Annotated in this window: 16 protein-coding genes; 9 read left to right on the top strand and 7 right to left on the bottom strand. The window is 31.1% G+C overall.

From position 1 onward, the window contains the following. Positions 1–51 precede the first annotated feature (51 nt). Both nusA and rimP read right to left on the bottom strand, forming a co-directional pair. Complete coding sequence (gene nusA / locus ACIQ66_RS01425; protein ID WP_396211036.1) at positions 52–1,296, bottom strand: transcription termination factor NusA; 1,245 nt, start codon at positions 1,294–1,296, stop codon at positions 52–54. 13 nt (positions 1,297–1,309) lie between these two features. Next, complete coding sequence (gene rimP / locus ACIQ66_RS01420) at positions 1,310–1,774, bottom strand: ribosome assembly cofactor RimP (RefSeq protein WP_396211035.1); 465 nt, start codon at positions 1,772–1,774, stop codon at positions 1,310–1,312. 173 nt (positions 1,775–1,947) lie between these two features. Between rimP and ACIQ66_RS01415 the strand changes: the two genes are divergently transcribed. After that, positions 1,948–2,772: a universal stress protein gene (locus ACIQ66_RS01415; protein WP_396211034.1), complete on the top strand. Its 825-nt coding sequence runs from the start codon at positions 1,948–1,950 to the stop codon at positions 2,770–2,772. Between the two features lie 53 nt (positions 2,773–2,825). On the opposite strand, the gene ACIQ66_RS01410 is transcribed toward ACIQ66_RS01415, so the two are convergent. Both ACIQ66_RS01410 and ACIQ66_RS01405 read right to left on the bottom strand, forming a co-directional pair. Next, positions 2,826–3,602, bottom strand: a complete 777-nt coding sequence (locus ACIQ66_RS01410; protein ID WP_396211033.1) for an alpha/beta fold hydrolase — start codon at positions 3,600–3,602, stop codon at positions 2,826–2,828. Positions 3,603–3,710: 108 nt separating this feature from the next. After that, positions 3,711–4,424: a pyridoxine 5'-phosphate synthase gene (locus ACIQ66_RS01405; RefSeq protein WP_396211032.1), complete on the bottom strand. Its 714-nt coding sequence runs from the start codon at positions 4,422–4,424 to the stop codon at positions 3,711–3,713. A 92-nt stretch (positions 4,425–4,516) separates the two neighbouring features. On the opposite strand from ACIQ66_RS01405, the gene ACIQ66_RS01400 reads away from it, so the two are divergent. The 8 genes from ACIQ66_RS01400 (at position 4,517) to murI (ending at position 12,860) form a co-directional block, all read left to right on the top strand. Next, on the top strand, positions 4,517–5,176 hold the full coding sequence (locus ACIQ66_RS01400; RefSeq protein WP_396211031.1) for a CBS domain-containing protein: 660 nt from the start codon (positions 4,517–4,519) through the stop codon (positions 5,174–5,176). Between the two features lie 46 nt (positions 5,177–5,222). Next, positions 5,223–6,107, top strand: a complete 885-nt coding sequence (locus tag ACIQ66_RS01395) for an NAD kinase (protein ID WP_396211030.1) — start codon at positions 5,223–5,225, stop codon at positions 6,105–6,107. 172 nt (positions 6,108–6,279) lie between these two features. Beyond that, entirely contained in the window at positions 6,280–6,963 is a 684-nt protein-coding gene (locus ACIQ66_RS01390; protein WP_396211029.1) for a DUF6089 family protein, read from the top strand. 2 nt (positions 6,964–6,965) lie between these two features. Further along, complete coding sequence (locus tag ACIQ66_RS01385; protein WP_396211028.1) at positions 6,966–7,706, top strand: isoprenyl transferase; 741 nt, start codon at positions 6,966–6,968, stop codon at positions 7,704–7,706. Then, a complete protein-coding gene (locus ACIQ66_RS01380) occupies positions 7,639–10,410 on the top strand; it encodes an outer membrane protein assembly factor (protein ID WP_396211027.1) in 2,772 nt (923 codons plus the stop codon). Before ACIQ66_RS01385 ends, ACIQ66_RS01380 begins: the two co-directional genes overlap by 68 nt. A 42-nt stretch (positions 10,411–10,452) precedes the next feature. Beyond that, the gene (locus ACIQ66_RS01375; protein ID WP_396211026.1) at positions 10,453–11,484 is read left to right on the top strand and encodes an OmpH family outer membrane protein; all 1,032 of its coding nucleotides are present in this window, start codon (positions 10,453–10,455) and stop codon (positions 11,482–11,484) included. Between the two features lie 25 nt (positions 11,485–11,509). After that, positions 11,510–12,007 carry an OmpH family outer membrane protein gene (locus ACIQ66_RS01370; RefSeq protein ID WP_396211025.1) on the top strand — a complete coding sequence of 166 codons (498 nt, stop codon included), beginning with the start codon at positions 11,510–11,512 and terminating at the stop codon, positions 12,005–12,007. Positions 12,008–12,080: 73 nt separating this feature from the next. Further along, the gene (murI, locus tag ACIQ66_RS01365; RefSeq protein WP_396211024.1) at positions 12,081–12,860 is read left to right on the top strand and encodes a glutamate racemase; all 780 of its coding nucleotides are present in this window, start codon (positions 12,081–12,083) and stop codon (positions 12,858–12,860) included. Here the strand turns inward: murI and ACIQ66_RS01360 are convergent. The 3 genes from ACIQ66_RS01360 to ACIQ66_RS01350 form a co-directional block, all read right to left on the bottom strand. Further along, positions 12,857–13,372 carry a gamma carbonic anhydrase family protein gene (locus ACIQ66_RS01360; RefSeq protein ID WP_396211023.1) on the bottom strand — a complete coding sequence of 172 codons (516 nt, stop codon included), beginning with the start codon at positions 13,370–13,372 and terminating at the stop codon, positions 12,857–12,859. The two genes, murI and ACIQ66_RS01360, sit on opposite strands and share 4 nt — an antisense overlap. Before the next feature lie 50 nt (positions 13,373–13,422). Continuing rightward, positions 13,423–14,424, bottom strand: coding sequence for a type IX secretion system membrane protein PorP/SprF (locus tag ACIQ66_RS01355; RefSeq protein WP_396211022.1), 1,002 nt, complete (start codon positions 14,422–14,424; stop codon positions 13,423–13,425). A 5-nt stretch (positions 14,425–14,429) separates the two neighbouring features. Continuing rightward, positions 14,430–15,363, bottom strand: a 934-nt coding sequence (locus tag ACIQ66_RS01350; RefSeq protein ID WP_396211021.1) for a T9SS type B sorting domain-containing protein, incomplete at its 5' end; no start/stop codon positions are given.

Below are 15,363 nucleotides of genomic sequence, written 5' to 3'. Positions count from 1 at the left end.
AACCTTTTTATTATTTCTTTTTTGTTGCGTTGCTGTAGTAGTTAGTAGTTGTTAACTATTAAATTCTGCTTTTAAAATATTCATGACATCAATAATGGTTTCTTCTTCAAGATCTGTTCTTCTTACCAAGTCATTTACATCTTGTTTCAGAACGCTTCTTGCAGTGTCTAAACCAATTTTAGCAAACTCTTCGATAACCCAAGCTTCAATTTCATCTGAAAACTCTGTTAATTCAACGTCATCTTCTTCTTCAGCAACGTTGCCTTCTCTTATAACATCTAATTCGTAACCAGTCAATTGACCAGCTAATCTAATATTGTGGCCACCTCTACCAATGGCTTTAGAAACTTCTTCTAATTTCAAGAAAACTTCAGCTCTTTTTGTTTCTTCATTAATTTTAATAGATGAAACTTTTGCAGGACTTAAAGCTCTAGTAATGTATAATTGAATGTTAGTTGTATAATTAATTACATCAATATTTTCATTTCCAAGTTCACGAACAATTCCGTGAATTCTTGAACCCTTCATACCAACACAAGCTCCAACAGGATCAATTCTATCATCATAAGAATCTACAGCTACTTTTGCTTTTTCTCCTGGAATTCTAACAACATTTTTTACCATAATTAAACCGTCGAAAACCTCGGGAATTTCTTGTTCAAATAATTTTTCTAAGAACTTTTCTGAAGTTCTAGACATAATAATTTGAGGTTTATTTCCTTTTAATTCAACGCTTTCAATGATTCCTCTTACATTATCTCCTTTGCGGAAGAAATCAGATGGGATTTGTTTTTCTTTTGGAAGAACAATTTCATTTCCTTCGTCATCTACCAAAATCACAACTCTTGGTCGTACATGGTGAACTTCGGCAGTGTAAATTTCGCCAATTAAATCTTTAAATTGTTTATAAAGATTAGTATTGTCGTGTTCGTGAATTTTTGAAATTAAATTTTGGCGCAAAGCTAAAATAGCTCTTCTTCCTAAATCAATTAATTTTACTTCTTCAGAAACTTCTTCACCAATTTCAAAATCGGGTTCAATTTTTCTTGCTTCTGTAAGTGTAATTTCTAGGTGGTCCAAGTCTAAATCATCATCAGCAACGATAACTCTTCTTTGCCAAATTTCCATATCACCTTTATCCGGATTGATAATAATGTCGAAATTATCATCTGAACCAAATTTCTTTTTTAATGCATTTCTAAATACATCCTCTAAAATCGCCATAAGCGTTACACGATCAATAAGTTTATCGTCCTTAAACTCTGAAAATGAATCGATTAATGCTAAATTTTCCATGCCAACTCTTTATTTAAAATGTTACTGTAACAACTGCTTCTTTTATTTCAGAAAAAGGAATTTCTTGTCTTTTTTGTACAGTTTCTTTTCCTTTTCCTATTTTCTTAGGTTCTCTCGCTTGCCAAGACAAAGTTATAAAATTATCTGTAACTTCAACTAATTCAGCTTCAATGGTTTCGGTTGCTAATTTTACTATTAGTTTTCTTCCAATATTTTTTATGTATTGTCTTACTATTTTTAGAGGTGAACCAACTCCAACCGATGCTACTTCTAGCGAAAAATCTTGTTCTTCTCTGTCAAGATTATTTTCTATAATTCTACTGATATCAATACAGTCTTGCAATTGCACTCCTTTGTCTCCATCAAGCGTAATAATTATTTTATAACTATCTGTTATTGTTAAATCTATTAAAAAAATAGATGGTTTTTCTTGTAAACCTTCTTCAAGTAAGCTAAATACCTTTTCTTTAAATACCATATTGTTATAAAAAGAGGGAAGCATTGCTTCCCTCATTATTCAAGTTTTACTAAATAACGGTGCAAATATAGTGTTTTTTTTATAAATCAAAATATTGTTTCATCTTATAATTTTTTGTACCTTTATATAATTAAAATGTATCTTACATTTTTACATAAATTATACTATATATCATGAAGAAAATTTTAGTACCTACCGACTTCTCAAAGCATTCTGAATATGCGTTGAGAGTAGCTGCGCAAATCGCAAGAAAAAACAACGGTGAAATCATCTTATTGCACATGATTGAGCTGCCTCATCAAGGTAATGATGCCATTGGGACGGGTAAAGATTTGCCTGAAATAATGTTTTTTAAAAACAAAGCTATTGAAAGATTAGAAGATTTGATGGATGAAGATTTCTTAGATGGAATTGAAGTTTCTGAAGTAATTCAGTTTGAAAAAGCATTTAGTGGCGTTTTAAACATTAGCAAGAAAAACGATATTGATTTTATTGTAATGGGTTCTCATGGAGCGAGTGGTTTTAATGAAATGCTTATCGGTTCAAATACAGAAAAAGTTGTTCGTTATTCTGATGTTCCTGTTTTGGTTATAAAAAATGAAATGTCTGAATTTAAAGCTGATAGTTTTGTTTTTGCTTCAGATTTTTCAGAAGAAATCAAAAAACCATTCGCTAAAATATTGGATTTTGCCAAAGGATATGGTTCGCATTTAAATCTTGTAATGATCAACACTCCTAATAGTTTTAAATCAACAATTGTTGCTGAAAATATAATGAATGATTTTATTAAAGAATTTGATTATAGTAACCATTCATTACATATATACAATGATGTCAATGTCGAAAAAGGAATTATTAATTTTTCAAATAGTGTAAATGCTGATGTCATTGGAATGTGTACACATGGAAGGACTGGGTTTGCTCATTTCTTTAACGGAAGTATAAGCGAGGATTTAGTAAATCATGCTGTTAGACCCGTTATTACATTTAAAATATAATAGTTGATATTATATTATTAATTAACCGTTTTTTTAAATAAAGACGGTTTTTTTTATTTTAAAATTTTACTATTTAAAAATAGCGCAGTTTCCCTAAAAAATAAATTCGGATTTTCTGCATGTAGCCAATGACCTGTGTTTGGAATAGTTGCTAATTCTAAATTTGGAAAATGTTCTTTTATTTCAAGAAAATCAGCATCTAAGATATAGTTAGAGTTTCCTCCGCGGATGAACAAAGTTGGTTTTTCAAAAATGGCATTTTCCGGTAATGTTTTGCCAACTTCTTCAACTTTTCTATTGAAAACATCCAAATTGAATCGGAAAGCTAGTTGACCGGGTTCTTTCCAATACAAGCTTTTCATTAAAAATTGGCGTGTACCATAATCAGGAATAAAAGGAAACAATATTTCTTCAACGGCTGTTCTATCAGGTTTTGATGAAAAATCTACAGCATTTAGTCCGGCTAAAATATCTTGATGATGTGGTGCATAATATTTTGGACCAATATCGGCAACAATTAATTTTTCCATCATTTCGGGATATTTTGTCGCAAAAAGCATAGCAACTTTTCCGCCCATTGAATGTCCGATTATGAAAATTTTTTCTAAATTATGTTGTTGGCAATATTCTAAAACATCTTGAGCCATTACTTCGTAGCTAAAGTTTTCAGAGTGAAAACTTCTACCGTGATTGCGCAAATCTAACATGTGTGTTTGAAATCCTTCGGCCGCATATAAAAAACCAAACGATTTCCAATTATCAGACATTCCCAAAAAGCCGTGGATGATTAATAATGGTTTACCTTGTCCTTCTATTCTTGAATATAACATGATTTTATTTTTTTTGACTCGAATTTCACGAATTTACAGTATCAGATAATTTGTAAAATAATTTAGAATTTAGAATTCGAAAAAAAATTGGGCAATTTGTGTTTATAATTACTTCAATTTTTGCAAATACATATTTACAACATTATCCAAACCAAAATAAAGTGCTTCCGAAATTAATGCATGACCAATAGAAACTTCTAATAAATCTGGAATATTTTCTTTGAAAAATTTGATGTTATCCAGGCTCAAATCATGACCTGCATTTATTCCTAAGTTTAACTCATTAGCCATAATTGCAGCTTTTATATATGCTTCAATTACTCTGTGATTTCCTAAACCGTATTGTTGTGCAAATTCTTCGGTGTATAATTCAATTCTGTCTGTTCCTGTTTTTTTTGCACCTTCAATCATTTCTGAAATTGGATCAACAAAAATAGAAGTTCTGATGCCATTACGCTGAAATTCCTGAATAACTTCTGTTAGATAAGATTGATTTTTTTTAGTATCCCAACCAGCGGATGAAGTTATTGCTCCAATAGCATCTGGAACTAAAGTTACTTGTTCGGGCTTGCATTCTAAAACCAAATCAATAAAATTATGTTGCGGATTTCCTTCAATATTGAACTCTGTGTAAACAATTGGTTTTAAATCACGAGCATCCTGATAACGTATATGTCTTTCATCAGGACGCGGATGAATAGTGATTCCTTGTGCTCCAAATTTCTGAATATCTTTCGCAACTTGAACTAAATTGGGAACATTTCCACCGCGAGCATTTCTTAAAGTTGCAATTTTATTAATATTTACACTTAACTTTGTCATATCATTTTTTTTGAACCACAAAAATACAAAGTTAAAATAAGGTTTTATGTTGTAAAATTTGATTATTTTGCAACAAATATTGAATAAGTATCATGACAGAGATTACCGACTACATCACGAACGATTACAAAGCCCTTGATAGTCAAGAAACTATTGCCCATGTTCAAGATTTCTTTATGGATGTTCCTTTTTCTCATTTTTCGGTATTAAATGAGGGTATATATATAGGTAGCATTGCTGCAGATGATGTTGACACTTTTGATTCTGACAAAAATATTTCTGATTATAAATATGCTTTAGAAGGGTTTTTTGCCAGAAATAGTATGATTTGGCTAGATGTTTTAGAAGTGTTTGCCAAAAATCACAGCAATGTAGTTCCGGTTTTGAATGAAGAAAATGCCTATTTAGGTTATTATGAATTGGAAGATATTGTGAAATTTTTTCACGAAACACCTTTTTTAAGAGAACAAGGTGGCATTATTGTGATTAAAAAAAGTATTCAAGAGTATTCTATGAGCCAAATTACACAAATTGTTGAAAGCAACAATGGTAAATTGTTAGGCTTATTTGTTTCAGAAGCAGATGTTGAAAATGTTCAAATTACCATAAAAATTGCAATTGGAGCTATGAATGATATTATTCAAACTTTCAGAAGATACAATTATGAAATTGTTTCAGAGCATCAAGAAGACAATTATTTGAATAGTTTAAAAGAACGATCGGAATATTTAGACAAATATTTGAGTATGTAATCAATGTGGCAATGAATTATTCTGCCAATTAGATAATTTAGAAAAAATGAAAATCGCAATTTTCGGACAATATTACCAAAACGATACTCGACCAATTATTCGAGATATTTTTGTTTTTTTTAATGCCAACAATGTCGAATTGGTGATTGAAGAAAAATTCTTAAAAATATTATACGAACAAGAAATTTTAAAGCGAGAATATAAAACATTTAAAGAATATTCGTGTTTAGATTCAAGTTTTGATATTTTGGTTAGCATTGGTGGCGACGGGACTATTCTAAGAGCAGCCACTTTTGTTAGAGATTCTGGTATTCCAATAATAGGAATTAATGCTGGTAGATTAGGTTTTTTGGCAAAAGTTCAAAAAGAAAATATCGAAAGTTTTCTTCAAGTGGTAATTGAGAAAAAATATACTATTTCAAAAAGAGCACTTTTAAGTTTAGAATGTTCACCTGAAAATGAACAAATAAACGAACTAAATTTTGCGATGAATGAAGTAACCGTTAGTCGAAAAGACACCACTTCGATGATTACAATTGAAACCTCATTGAACGATGAATATCTAAATTCATATTGGGCTGACGGCTTAATTATTTCAACTCCAACAGGATCAACAGGTTATTCATTGAGTTGTGGTGGTCCCGTTTTGACACCAGAAGTAAAAAGTTTTGTAATAACACCTATTGCTCCGCATAATCTAAACGCTAGGCCACTAGTTATTCCAGATGATACAGAAATAAAACTAAAAGTTTCAGGGCGAGAAGAACAATATTTAGTTTCCTTAGATTCTCGAATTGCAACACTTAATAATAATTCGGTTTTAACAATAAGAAAAACAGAATTTTATATAAATATGGTTGAAATTCCGAATGAAACTTTCCTGAAAACACTACGAAACAAACTTCTATGGGGAGAAGACAAGCGAAATTAAATTTTTTTTCACTTTTTTATACTACAAACACTAAAAATACCGTTTAAATACCAGCCAGAAATAGAAAAAAACTGGCGCTAGTATAAACGTTAAATATAGCAAGAAAAGATTATTATAAATCATGTACTTTTAGTAGTCATAATTATTATATTTGCACGCTATTTTAAAAAGAATGAAAAGATTTTTTTTAGTTTTATTTTTAATAAGTTTATCATCAACAAAAGCTCAAATACATGAAGTTGGGGTTTTTTTTGGTGGAAGTAATTTTATAGGCGATGTTGGGCCAACAACATATGTAAATCCAAACGAACCTGCCTATGGTCTATTGTATAAATGGAATAAAAGTCCAAGACATTCATGGAGAGCATCATTTATTCAATCAAAATTAACATCAAGAGATGCAGATTCAGATATGAAATCTAGAAAAGGAAGAGATTATAGTTTTGAAAATAGTGCAAAAGAATTATCTTTAGGACTTGAATTTAATTTTTTTGATTTCAATCAGCATGATATGACAAAAAAAGTCACACCTTATATATATTCAGGTCTAAGTTATACAAGATATGACGGATTATTTTTTGCTGGTGAAAATTACCCCAAAACGGAAAAAAAATATGGTGCATTAGCAATTCCTATGACCATTGGAGTTAAAGCCAAAGTTTTAGATCATTGGGTTATTGGCATAGAAGCCGGAGCAAGATATACTTTCAAAGATGATATCGATGGAAGCAATCCAACAAGTAATAAATTGTCACATTTAAAATTTGGCAACATCAATAGTACTGATTGGTATGTTTTTTCAGGTATAACATTAACCTATACTTTTGGAAATAAACCATGTTATTGTAAACTATAAAAATGAGTTTAAAAGATACAATCAATTTAGAAAATTTACCAAAACACCTTGCCATTATTATGGATGGGAATGGTCGTTGGGCAAAAAAACAAGGATTAATAAGAGCAATTGGTCACGAAAACGGAACAAAATCTGTTAGAATCACCGTAGAAACTTGTGCAAAACTTGGAATTGAAAATTTAACTCTTTATGCCTTTTCTACAGAAAATTGGAACCGCCCAAAACTAGAAGTAGAAACCCTAATGAAACTTTTGATAAGCTCATTAAAAAAAGAGCTTAAAACACTTATTGGCAATAATATTCGTTTGAATTCTATTGGAAATCTTGAGCGTTTACCCAAATCTGCTCAAAAAGAATTACTCGAAGTAATAGAAAAGACAAAAAACAATACGCGAATGGTTTTAACGCTTGCTTTGAATTACGGAGCAAGAGAAGAAATGCTAAATGCTGTTAAAATTATAAGCGATAAAGTTAAAAATAATATAATTTCAATTGACACTATTGACGAATCAATTATAAATCAGCATCTTTACACGCAAAATTTACCAGACGTAGATTTATTAATACGGACTAGCGGCGAACATAGGATAAGCAATTTCTTGTTATGGCAAATTGCCTACTCAGAATTATACTTTACCGAAGTTCTTTGGCCAGATTTTAAAGAAGAAGATTTGTATGAGGCAATCATTAGCTATCAAAAGAGAGAACGTAGATTTGGAAAAACCAGTGAACAAATTAAATAAATTTTTAGTGTTACAAAATAAATTAAGAATAGCTCTTACAATACTATTTCTGGGAAGCGTTTTTCAAATTAAAGCCCAAGAACAAGAAAGAATTCCTTTTGATCAAGGAACAAAATATATTTTAGCCGATATTGAAGTTATAGGTAAAATAAGCTACAACCAACAAACAGTTGTTACATTCGCCGGTCTTGAAAAAGGACAATCAGTGACCGTGCCTGGAGAAGAAATATCTAATGCAATCAAAAAACTTGGTAAACTTGGTCTTTTTAGTGAAATTGATTTTTATGTAAATAATATTGCTGGAGATAGTATTTACCTTCAATTAAATATAAACGAACTACCAAAATTAAGTGAAGTTAAGTTTAAAGGGATAAAGAAAAATAAAACAGAAGCTCTTATAAAAGATAACGACCTTGTTAAAGGTAAGATTGTTAACGAAAATTTAATTACAACTACTCGAAACTATATTGAAAACAAGTATAAAAAAGATGGTTATTACAATACTAAGGTAAATATTAATACTGTTGTTGACACTACTGTAATTAATGAAGTGAAAATGCTTGTCAATATTGATAAAGGTGAAAAAATAAAGGTTGAAAAAATTGTTTTTACGGGTAATGAAAAAATTACTGATCAAAAACTCAAAAAAGCAATGAAGAACACCAAACAAAAACTTACTGTTGGTTCTTTTTTCCAAAATCCTCTTAGAGTTTTTAAAAAATCTAAATTCATTAAAGATAAGTACAAAGAAGATATAACTACAATTATTGATAAATATAAGGAGAAAGGATATAGAGATGCTCGTATAACTTCCGATTCTGTAATTTATAACAAAGAAAAGAAAAATATTGCTATAAATTTGAACATTGAGGAAGGGCGTAAATACTATTTTGGCGACATCAAATTCTTAGGAAATACGGTTTATCCAGACAATGGATTAAGTAGAATGTTAGGAATAAAAAAAGGCGATGTTTACAATGGTGTTTTGTTAGAAAAAAGAATTGCTGATAAGTCGAAACCAGATGGTGATGATATTACTAATTTATATCAAAACAATGGTTATTTATTTTCTAATATAAATGCCGTTGAAACCAAAACTGTTGGAGATTCTATCGATTTTGAAATTAGAATTGTCGAAGGGCCAATTGCCTATTTCAACAAAATTACAGTAACAGGAAATGACAAAACAAACGATAAAGTAATTTACCGTGAGTTAAGAACTAAACCTGGTCAAAAGTATAGTAAAGAAGAATTAGTAAACACCATTCGTGAAATTGGAGCATTAGGTTTCTTTGATCCTGAAGCTATCAAACCCGATTTTAAAAACGTTGATGCAGGAGCTGGAACAGTTGATATTGAATATCAAGTTGTCGAAAAAGGTTCTAGTCAAATAGAACTTCAAGGTGGTTATGGTGGTGGCGGTTTCATTGGAACACTTGGTTTATCTTTTAATAATTTTTCTGCAAGTAATTTATTCAAAAAAGATGCTTACAAACCCCTGCCTATGGGAGATGGTCAAAAAGTAGCTTTACGACTTCAAGCAAGTTCATTTTTCCAAACGTATAGTTTGTCTTTTTCTGAACCATGGTTTGGAGGAAGAAAACCTGTTCAATTTAGCACATCATTATCACATAGCAAGCAGTTCCTAAGTAATGGGTTTTCAACTATAGATAAAAGTAAAAGTTTTAATATTACTTCCTTATCTGTTGGTCTTGCCAAAAGATTAAATGCTCCTGATAACTATTTTGTTTTCTCACAAGGATTGAGTTTTCAGTATTATGATTTGAATAATTACAACACTGGACTATTTACGTTTGGTAATGGATCATCAAGAAACTTAGCCTACACAATTGGTCTTAGTAGAAATAATAAAGGTACCAACCCAATTTTTCCAACTTATGGCTCTGAATTTAGTATCTCTGGTAAATTTACACCACCTTATTCTAAGTTTAACGGAGTTGATTATGGAAATTTAGAGAATCAAATAGAATATAAATTGCGATATGCAGCTTCTTCTAGGTTGCCAATTGATGTAAATAGTGTAACTCCGAATGGTTATCCGCAAGAAGGCGATCTAATCAAATTCAATGAAGAGACAGGTTTTTACGATAAAATTTTAGAATCAGATTATTTGAGTGCCGATGCAGATAGAGGAAAAGTTGACCAAAAGAAATTTAATTGGTTAGAGTATTACAAAATCAAGTTTAAAGCAGATTGGTTTACAAAAATTTATGGTAAATTAGTTCTTCGCTCATTGGGTGAATTTGGGTTTATGGGTTCTTACAATGAAGATAGAGGTCTTGTACCATTTGAAAGATTCTTTTTAGGTGGTGATGGTTTGGCAAATTTTGCCCTTGACGGTAGAGAGATAATTCAATTAAGAGGTTATCCAAACAATTCATTGTCAAGTGTTGATGGAGGAACAATTTACAACAAGTTTTCTCTAGAAATGCGTTATCCAATAACCTTAAAATCTTCTGCATCAATATATGTTTTATCATTTCTAGAAGGTGGAGCCGCTTATAACAATTTTAATCAATATAATCCGTTTATATTACAACGTTCGGCAGGTTTTGGTTTAAGAATTTTCATGCCAGCGTTTGGATTGTTAGGTATTGATTTTGGTCATGGTTTTGATGCTGTTCCAGGTACACTTCAAAAAAATGGGTGGGAAACTCACTTCATCATTGGTCAACAATTTTAAAATCAATATATTTGAAAATTATTTCTAATAAAATTTAGAATTATGAAAAAATATTTAGTTATTCTTGTGGTCAGTATGTTAATTTCAATTTCTGTAAATGCACAGGGAAGAGGAGTTAAGATTGGCTATATAGATATGGAGTACATTCTTCAAAAAGTTCCAGATTACACTGAAGCAAAAAATCAATTAGAGCAAAAAGCGCTTAAATGGAAACAAGAAATTGAAATTAAAGGATTGGAATTAACCAAACTCGAAGAGTCTCTAAAGACGGAAAGAGTTTTACTTACCAAAGAATTAATTGAAGAAAGAGAAGAAGAAATTGCTTTTCAAAAAAAGGAATTATTAGAGTACCAAGAAAAAAGATTTGGACCAAAAGGCGATTTAATTGTTCAAAAAACAGTGTTAGTTCAGCCAGTTCAAGATCAGGTTTTCACAGCAGCTCAAGATGTAGCTGAGGCAAAAAAATATGATTTTATTTTCGATAAAAGTTCTGATTTAACAATGCTTTTTGCTGCCAAAAGATTTGATATTAGCGATCAAGTAATTCGTGCAATTACTCGTGCTTCTAAGCAAACTCAAATGTCAAAAAAACAACTTAAGGCAGAAGAAGCTAAAGAAGCTAAGCAAGATCTTGAAGACGAATTAAAAGAAAATCCAGCTTTTGCAGAAAGACAAAAAAAATTAGACGATAAAAAAGCTGCTCGTGAAAAATTATTAGAAGAAAGAAAGTTAGCAGCCGACGCAAAGAAAAAAGAAATAGAGGAGGCAAGAAAAAAATTAGCCGACGAAAGAGCCGCAAAAAAAAATGGCACGATTCCTGCTAATACTCCAAAAGAAGATTTAAGTAAAGAAACTTCAATTGATACGAAAGATGATGAATCTGCCAAGAATGAACAACAAAAAGTTGTTGCAGATGCAAAACAAAAAGCAGCAGATGAGAGAGCGCGCGTTTTAGAAGAAAGAAAGAAAAATTTAGAAGAAAAAAGAGCAAAAACTTTAGCCGATAGAGAAGCTGCTAAAAAAGAAAGAGAAGAAAAATTAAAACTAGATAAAGAAAACAAAAATAAACCTTAAAACAATAATTATTAAATTTAGAAAAATGAAACAAATTAAAACGTTAGTTATAGTTGCCGTAATGTTACTTGGAAGTCAGGCAATTCAAGCACAAGCAAAAACTGCTCATGTTGAAGTAAACGAAATTATTTCTAAAATGCCTGCAATGCTAGATGCTCAAAAACAATTAGAAAAATTGAGCGGTACTTATGATGCTGAGTACAAAACTATGGTTGATGAGTATCAAAACAAACTTAAAAAATACGAAGAAGAAGCTGCAACTCAAACAGAAGCATCTAATGAAACTCGTGCAAAAGAAATGCAAGACATGCAAAAAAGAATTGTTGATTACAGAGACAATGCTCAAAAAGAATTACAAGCAAAAGAAGCAGATATTATGAAACCTCTTTACGAAAGAGTAAAAGCTTCAATTGCTAAAGTTGGTAAAGCAAAAGGATATCAGTATGTTTTAAATTCTGAAGGTTTACTTTTAGCTGATGGACCAAACTTGACTGCTGATGTAAAAAAAGATTTAGGATTTTAATAATCTAAAATAAATTAAAAAACTGCTCTGCTGAATTATCAGTTTAGAGCAGTTTTTTTTTACTTTTGTTTCAATGAAAAATAATAATCCAATAGGGCTTTTTGACTCAGGCATAGGAGGGACATCAATTTGGTCAGCAATTCAAGATTTGATGCCAAATGAAGACACTATTTATTTAGCGGATAGCGTTAATGCACCTTATGGGAAAAAATCAAAACAGCAGATAATTGATTTGAGCAGTAAAAATACAGAAGTACTACTCAAAATGAACTGCAAAATTATAGTTGTTGCCTGTAATACCGCTACAACAAATGCAATAAAAGAATTAAGAGCCAAATACGACATCCCTTTTATTGGTATTGAACCAGCAATCAAACCAGCCGCAATCAACTCTAAAACGCAAACTATTGGCGTTCTAGCAACAAAAGGAACTTTGACTAGCGAACTTTTCAATAAAACAACCGAGCTTTATCACGATACTAAAATAGTTGAACAGGTAGGGCACGGATTAGTAGAATTAATAGAAAAAGGTGAATTAAATTCGTCTGAAATGACTACATTACTTCATTCTTACTTAGATCCAATGATTGAAAAAAACATTGATTACTTGGTTTTGGGTTGCAGTCATTATCCGTATTTAATTCCACAAATAAAACAAATTCTTCCAGCAAGAATTCAAATTATTGATTCTGGTGAAGCAGTTGCACGACAAACTCAAAAAGTTTTAAAAGAAAAAATCGGTTTGAATTCTTCAAAACAAAAAGGGAAAGCGTTTTTTTATACTAATAGCAATCCCAAAGTTCTTTCTGAAATTCTAAAAGGCGAGTATTCTGTTAGTCAAAAAGAGTTTTAATCTTCTTTAAACCAACTTGAGTACATAACGTAATTGTTTGAAATACGTTCAATTTCGCCAGCAAAATCTGAAGCATTCAAATCTTTAACTTTCTTAGCTGGAATGCCTGCATATATTGTACCTGATTCTACAACTGTGTTTTGAGTTACAACAGATCCAGCACCAATAATAGAATTGCTTTCTATAACACAATTATCCATAACTATAGCTCCCATTCCTATAAGAACATTATCTTTAATAGTGCAACCGTGTACTATTGCATTATGGCCAATAGACACATTATTACCTATAATAGTCGGATGTTTTTGATAGGTACAATGAATAACGGCTCCATCTTGAATATTTACTTTATTGCCAATATGAATGCTATTTACATCGCCTCGAATAACAGCGTTAAACCAAACACTACATTTTTCTCCTAAAAAAACTTCTCCAATAATTGTTGCATTTTCAGCTATATAACAATCTTGAGGAATTACTGGCGATTTGCCATTTACAGATTTTACTAACATACTATAAAAAAAAATAGTCCCGAAATAATCGGGACAAATTTATTGAATTATTAATTAACCGCAGGACAGTCACAATGCCATCTTTCTTTTCTACAGAAGACATTCATACCAAGTGTAATTTGATGAAAACCGCCATTGTCATATCTTATATCGCCTATTAGGTGAGAATATGTGTATGATACCATATATTCTTTATAATTTATACCAACAATTGGAGTAATATATTGAAGTCTTTGCGCTCTGACATTTACACCATCAAGAAATTCAGTTGCATCCAAACTTCTTCTATAGGATAGTCCGCCCCATAAAGTTCCAAAATCCATACCTTTATACGCTTTAATATTTGCGTCGAACGTCTTTTCGCCTGTTTTATTTGCTGATTGATACATCAATGATGGTTCAATTAGTAATTTATCTTTGCTTCCGAAAGCATAGCCAGTGTTAATTATAACTTTTCTTATATTATCATCTTCAAATTCTGTATAAAGATCTCTTCTTGTTTCAATGGCATTTTTTAATGTTCCATGAATATAAAAGTTTCTCAAATTGTATGACATTCCAAAGTCAACATTAAAATAGGAATCTCTTTGAACAATTCCTCCAATTATTGGGTCATATTCTCCAGGCTGTAAAAATTTTGTTTCGTCTAAAGAAGCTTGTGTAAAACCTCCACTTAATCCAAATGATAATTGGTTTAAATCAACTTCGTCTCTAGAAAACATTAAATGATGCGCATAAGTCATTTTGAATCCTTTTTGTGAATGGTAGCCATTTTTATCGTTAAAAACAATTATTCCAGCGCCAGATGGTGAAAATTCGCCTAAACGAGTATTAAAACTTGCTGTTTGTAATGCAGGAGCATCTTCTTGACCAAACCATTGTTGGCGAGCTGTAACTCTTAATTTAGCACAATTTGCAGCTCCAGCCATTGATGGATGCAGTAAATAATAATTGTCTGATAAATAATCAGAATAAACAGCAATTCCTTGTTGTGAAAAAGAAATTTGTGAAAAAAATAATACTAAAACTAAATATAATCCTTTATAATTCATTGTGGCTATCGTTTTAATGCGAAATGCGATTTAAAAATTTTATTAATTTGTTCTTCTTGATACTCTACAGTAAACCAGTAATCATCAGCAGGAAGTGGTGTTCCGTTCATATTTCCATTCCAACCGTTAACTCCTGGCGCAATTTGTTTAACTAATTTTCCGTATCGGTCAAATATATAAATTTTTGCGTTAGGTTGTTCATTTTCTAAATCAGAAATATTCCAAGTATCGTTAAAGCCATCTCCGTTTGGTGTAAAGAACTTAGGATAATTAAGTAATGTTACAGTTCCTTCTATTCTACCGCAACTAAATTTATCTCTAACAACTATGGTGTGCTCACCCGAATTTAGTCCGACAAACTGATTACTATCTTGAAACTCACCATTGTTTATTTGGTATTCATAATCACCAGCAGGAGTAACATTTACCATTACCATTTCTTCATCAGAAAAATAACTAGAAGTTATAAATTGCATAGCAGAAGGAGGAAGCGAACTAATAACTTCTACAGAGGCAGAATCGGTACATGTAGTAGTGTTATTTGTAACTACTACTCTGTAAGTTCCTAGATCATTTGCTAAGTATGAACTAGAATTTCCAATGATAGTTGTCGAAGATATTGTGTCATTATACCAAGCAAAACTATATGCTGGTGATGTCAAACCCGTTTCTAGATTAACTGTTGTTGTAGGATCACCATTTAGATCTACACAAAGGAATGGATTTACAGGTAAGCTAATAACCGGTAATGGGTTTATGGTAACAGTAACCGGTTTTACTGTCGAACAGCCATTTACAGTTAACTCAATATAGTAAATACCATCTTGACTCACACTACTTGGTGTTGAAAGAGAAGAAGTAAGATTTGAATTTTTCCAATAGCTCAATACACCAACATCACTTCCAGCTGTAACTAAAGGATCTGTTAAATCAACAGTG

The sequence above is a fragment of the Flavobacterium sp. genome, from assembly GCF_044377315.1.
Classification (GTDB): domain Bacteria; phylum Bacteroidota; class Bacteroidia; order Flavobacteriales; family Flavobacteriaceae; genus Flavobacterium.
The sequence above is the reverse complement of the archived record's forward strand: the minus strand, read 5'-3'. Positions and strand labels throughout refer to the sequence as shown.

What these genes read in the sequence shown, in the direction of transcription:
- ACIQ66_RS01380 (WP_396211027.1), top strand. Translation starts at nt 7,639, where the DNA reads ATGAGGCAATCATTAGCTATCAAAAGAGAGAACGTAGATTTGGAAAAA.
- nusA (WP_396211036.1), bottom strand. Translation starts at nt 1,296, where the DNA reads ATGGAAAATTTAGCATTAATCGATTCATTTTCAGAGTTTAAGGACGAT.
- ACIQ66_RS01390 (WP_396211029.1), top strand. Translation starts at nt 6,280, where the DNA reads ATGAAAAGATTTTTTTTAGTTTTATTTTTAATAAGTTTATCATCAACA.
- murI (WP_396211024.1), top strand. Translation starts at nt 12,081, where the DNA reads ATGAAAAATAATAATCCAATAGGGCTTTTTGACTCAGGCATAGGAGGG.
- ACIQ66_RS01375 (WP_396211026.1), top strand. Translation starts at nt 10,453, where the DNA reads ATGAAAAAATATTTAGTTATTCTTGTGGTCAGTATGTTAATTTCAATT.
- ACIQ66_RS01415 (WP_396211034.1), top strand. Translation starts at nt 1,948, where the DNA reads ATGAAGAAAATTTTAGTACCTACCGACTTCTCAAAGCATTCTGAATAT.
- ACIQ66_RS01370 (WP_396211025.1), top strand. Translation starts at nt 11,510, where the DNA reads ATGAAACAAATTAAAACGTTAGTTATAGTTGCCGTAATGTTACTTGGA.
- rimP (WP_396211035.1), bottom strand. Translation starts at nt 1,774, where the DNA reads ATGGTATTTAAAGAAAAGGTATTTAGCTTACTTGAAGAAGGTTTACAA.
- ACIQ66_RS01395 (WP_396211030.1), top strand. Translation starts at nt 5,223, where the DNA reads ATGAAAATCGCAATTTTCGGACAATATTACCAAAACGATACTCGACCA.
- ACIQ66_RS01400 (WP_396211031.1), top strand. Translation starts at nt 4,517, where the DNA reads ATGACAGAGATTACCGACTACATCACGAACGATTACAAAGCCCTTGAT.
- ACIQ66_RS01360 (WP_396211023.1), bottom strand. Translation starts at nt 13,372, where the DNA reads ATGTTAGTAAAATCTGTAAATGGCAAATCGCCAGTAATTCCTCAAGAT.
- ACIQ66_RS01410 (WP_396211033.1), bottom strand. Translation starts at nt 3,602, where the DNA reads ATGTTATATTCAAGAATAGAAGGACAAGGTAAACCATTATTAATCATC.
- ACIQ66_RS01385 (WP_396211028.1), top strand. Translation starts at nt 6,966, where the DNA reads ATGAGTTTAAAAGATACAATCAATTTAGAAAATTTACCAAAACACCTT.
- ACIQ66_RS01355 (WP_396211022.1), bottom strand. Translation starts at nt 14,424, where the DNA reads ATGAATTATAAAGGATTATATTTAGTTTTAGTATTATTTTTTTCACAA.
- ACIQ66_RS01405 (WP_396211032.1), bottom strand. Translation starts at nt 4,424, where the DNA reads ATGACAAAGTTAAGTGTAAATATTAATAAAATTGCAACTTTAAGAAAT.